Source organism: Acinetobacter gerneri DSM 14967 = CIP 107464 = MTCC 9824 (genome assembly GCF_000368565.1).
Taxonomy (GTDB): domain Bacteria; phylum Pseudomonadota; class Gammaproteobacteria; order Pseudomonadales; family Moraxellaceae; genus Acinetobacter; species Acinetobacter gerneri.
This window is the reverse complement of the sequence record NZ_KB849514.1, coordinates 1-3,636: the sequence shown is the minus strand read 5'-3', so window position 1 is coordinate 3,636 and position 3,636 is coordinate 1. Positions and strand designations below refer to the sequence as shown.

General features: G+C 39.6%; 5 protein-coding genes, 1 pseudogene and 1 riboswitch. Of the genes and pseudogenes, 3 read left to right on the top strand and 3 right to left on the bottom strand.

Annotated elements, in window-relative coordinates; translation table 11 throughout:
• The coding region (locus tag F960_RS00020; protein ID WP_004844896.1) for an inorganic diphosphatase at positions 1 to 261 on the top strand (261 nt) is incomplete at its 5' end.
• Between the two features lie 771 nt (positions 262 to 1,032).
• Here the strand turns inward: F960_RS00020 and F960_RS00015 are convergent.
• The 3 genes from F960_RS00015 to F960_RS22500 are packed head-to-tail and all read right to left on the bottom strand — an operon-like array spanning position 1,033 to position 2,614.
• The gene (locus tag F960_RS00015) at positions 1,033 to 1,533 is read right to left on the bottom strand and encodes a hypothetical protein (protein ID WP_004844894.1); all 501 of its coding nucleotides are present in this window, start codon (positions 1,531 to 1,533) and stop codon (positions 1,033 to 1,035) included.
• Entirely contained in the window at positions 1,530 to 2,459 is a 930-nt protein-coding gene (locus F960_RS00010) for a MobA/MobL family protein (RefSeq protein ID WP_004844893.1), read from the bottom strand. The genes F960_RS00015 and F960_RS00010 overlap by 4 nt, the downstream gene beginning before the upstream one ends.
• Positions 2,459 to 2,614, bottom strand: a complete 156-nt coding sequence (locus tag F960_RS22500) for a hypothetical protein (RefSeq protein ID WP_004844891.1) — start codon at positions 2,612 to 2,614, stop codon at positions 2,459 to 2,461. Before F960_RS22500 ends, F960_RS00010 begins: the two co-directional genes overlap by 1 nt.
• Before the next feature lie 279 nt (positions 2,615 to 2,893).
• Here F960_RS22500 and F960_RS00005 point away from each other — a divergent pair, with 279 nt between their 5' ends.
• Both F960_RS00005 and F960_RS22860 read left to right on the top strand, forming a co-directional pair.
• Positions 2,894 to 3,304, top strand: coding sequence for a conjugal transfer protein TraD (locus F960_RS00005; RefSeq protein ID WP_004844889.1), 411 nt, complete (start codon positions 2,894 to 2,896; stop codon positions 3,302 to 3,304).
• Positions 3,305 to 3,361: 57 nt separating this feature from the next.
• Positions 3,362 to 3,429, top strand: a riboswitch (Fluoride riboswitch).
• Positions 3,430 to 3,541: 112 nt separating this feature from the next.
• Positions 3,542 to 3,636, top strand: a pseudogene (locus F960_RS22860) (fluoride efflux transporter CrcB); the annotation flags it as partial.

Genomic DNA, 3,636 nt, shown 5'->3' with positions numbered 1-3,636 from the left:
CGCCCTGTTGGAGTCATGTATATGGAAGATGAAGCAGGTATTGATGCAAAGATAATTGCTGTACCTCATTCTAAGCTCACTCCCCTATATGACAATGTTAAAGATCTGAATGACATTCCTCAGCTTCAATTAGATCAAATGAAACATTTCTTTGAACACTATAAAGATTTAGAAAAAGACAAATGGATGAAATTTAACGGTTGGGGAAATGTTGAAGAAGCAAGAATGGAAATAATTAAAGCAATAAAAAACCATGAATAGCCTAAGCAAAAAATAGGCTAAAAATGTAAACCTGCACTAATCAACCTCCTAAAAAACAAATGCTCTCACTCTCTCAACACGCCCCAAAGCGTCGCACTTCGTGCTTTGGCTTTGGAAACGGTTGAGAGAGTTTCGGCAATACTCACCCTAAGGGCAGTCATTTAAAAAAATGACATATCCCCTAAGTATTGCCGATTTACCTGTATATATTTGGCTTCGGAGCCACGTATATCGGTCGTATCCGCACATAGCTTTGCTGACTATGCAGACAAGGACTCAAAGTCTTGCACTTCGCTCCACGCGCTCCCTGTCGTTACATTGCCTGTATCTCTGCGAGGGTTTCCCCAACGTACAACTTAACAAGTCCTATGTAACTACTCCCAACGCTCCGCCTATGTGAAGTTCCCCTGTAAGCGGTTTAGCCTTTCGACTATAGCTACAATACGCCAGTGACACTTATTCCTACCACACGTACTGCATGCCGACCGTAAAACGGACACGCAGAAGCGGGCAAAGCTCGATCTATGATGCTTATTTGACGATTTAAAACACGAATTAACGAAGACTTATCATTTTGAGTCTTGATCTAAACACCGTTTATTGTGAAAATAGAGTTCAGGTACAAGCCTAGTGTGAAATCATAACGGTCGCCAAACCTTATGATCTTCGTTATTCGATGCTGATACATCAAATAACTGCGTACCGCTGAATATAAAGCGAAAGCCCATTTAGTTTCAATACTGAATGGGCTTTTTCTTTTTCAGGTGATCGTTATTTAGGGTCTATAATGCAGAAATCTTTATTTTTTCCATAAATACACTGTTCTTTCATCACACGAACGCACGTTTTAGATTCTTCTCCAACGGTACAATTTCGAATATCAAGCTGAATACCATCCTGCCTTAAGCTTTCAATTGTAGAAATATTTTCAAGTGGTTTGATATAAACGCTAAATATCCAAATGATCCCAAGCATAAGAATCATAAAGATTCCTAAAATTAGGGTGAGAAGCTTCCATGAGAGTTGATCACTTGCTGATTCAATCGAGTTTTTTAAACGTCCAAGTGCTTTGGCGGTACTAATAAGCTCCGCTGTACCCTCCTTTAAGCCCGTATTTAGCGATTTTGATACGGTGCTATGGGTTTGCCCAGCAATGACCTTTTGAATGCGTTCTTCGGTGATTTGAAGCTCTTTAACAGCCTGATTGACTAGGTTCTGCTGTTGTTCTGCAACTGCCATCAGTGCATATAGCTTTTTTTCATCAGGTGTCATCGGCTCATCCCTCTAAACTTCATGGTTTTCTGTTGCTCTCGTTCTAATTTCTGCTGTTCTTTGTACTGTTCCAAAGCAAGCTGTTTGAAGCTGTCAAAATCAGCCTTAAAGCTCTCAATCCCCTGTTTAATTTCTTTGTCTGAAATTGGGCTGTCTTTGAGGTCTTTCAGGTCTTTTTTCGGGTCGCCTAAGTCTAGTTGTTCAAGCTCTTTATAGGCTGTGCGTGACTGTTGCAGGGCTTCCCTGATTTCAGGGTCTTTGGCTTGGCTTGGTAATAGTTTTTTTTCAGGTTCTTTCTCTATGCCTTGCTCTTTGTAGCTTCGCATATCAATACGACTGTCAATTTGATGTTTTTCTAAATGGCTGTTGCATAAATCTGCCCATCTTTGGCGTAGGTCTTTAATATCGTTTTTTCGTTCCTGGTAACTCTTGCCTGTATTGTCTTTTTTAGCTCCGCCACGTTCAGGATTCTTGCTGTTATAGCGTTTGAAATATTGCTCTGGATCTCGCTCGATTCCATCTTGCAGACGTTCATTAAACATGAGGTGAACGTGGGGCTGATCGTTGCCGTCCATTGCTTTAGGGTTATGAATCGCAAACTGATAAGGATATTTTGAGCCAATTTCAGACTGAATGAAGTGCTCAACCAGTTCTAGGCGTTGCTCGGCATTCATCTCTCTAGGTAGGGCTATTTCATATTCTCGATAGGTACTGCCATTTTTGCGCTCGTAAAGGTCGGCTGCTTCCCAAAAGGTAATCGGATTATGTTCAGCCCATTTCGGCATGTTTCCATAATCGCTATGTTCAAGGTCATTTTCTGCCTGTTCCTGTTTCAGCTTCTTTTCTTCGTCCCGATCAATATATTCAGCATGCGGTGCTGCTTTGCCTGCCTTACCGACTTTGACACTTAAACGGGCTATTGCCATTAGGTTTTATCCTGTTCCTTTTTTCGGTTTCGTTCTTTCTTAAATGCTCTTTGATCGAGTATGGAAGCCCACATCATAATGATGATAAGTAGCGGTGCTGCGATCACGCCAAAAGTAATATCTTTGATTTTTCCCAATACCTGTTTTAGTTGCATGCTGTTGCTCCTAGCTTTGGTACTTCTTTTTTCCGTAAATTGAAAATTTACGAAAAAAAGAAGTTTCAGGGTCTTAGGGATGAAGTCCCTAACGTGCTTAGGTTTCTCAATGAAATTGAGAAACGTCTAAGCGCGCCATCAAAATTTTGATGGAAGTGCAGGCGACAATCTCTAGAACGAACTTTAACAAAATTATGGACATTGGACGTAATTATTTTGTTATCGTTCTTTGAGAATTAAGCCTGTACTTTTGCGGTATCTGAATTAATGGAATTGAATATGAATAATGATTGGCTATCTGAAAAAATTACCTATATTTCTGCTTTAAAAAATCCTAGTGATGCACAAAAGCTTTTATTAGAATTAGCAAAAATCCAATACCGTACTCCCGACCAAGAAAAAAAGCTCAATGCCTTAATCAAAGCTGAAAAAGCTATAGATCGAGCGAATAAGCAAAAGGTAGCTGTTAGAAAATTACTGAATGCAGAAAAAGAAGCTGAACGTAAAGCTCGTACACGTCATCTCATCCAATTAGGCGCACTTTTTGAGATTGCGAACCTAGATCAACGGGACCCAGCCGAATTACTTGGAATTTTGCTTAAAACTGCTGAAATCGACCCAAATGATATGAAATGGCAGATTTGGAAGGATTTAGGACAAGAAACTCTAAATCAGCGTAAAGAATCTTAGAATTAAACAACTTTTTTAAAAAAAAATTGATATTTAAAATTATAGGCTTAAAATTTTCAGCTTAAAGGAGATGGCTATCCTCCTTATACAAACCGCCAATTCTGGCTGATGATACCTACGTTTCCCTCAAGCAGGGTACGTAGTTGCGTGCTCTGCTTTTACAAAATGGAGCTACGCTATGTTTTCCCTTCATAAAGTTATTTATATATCTTTTGCTGCTCATAACTAGGAGCAGACATGTATTTTTCTCTTTTATCAATTGCTCTCGGTTCTGTAATTGGTGCCTGGCTTCGTTGGGGCATAAGTCTGAGATTTAATAGAGTCTTTGAAAA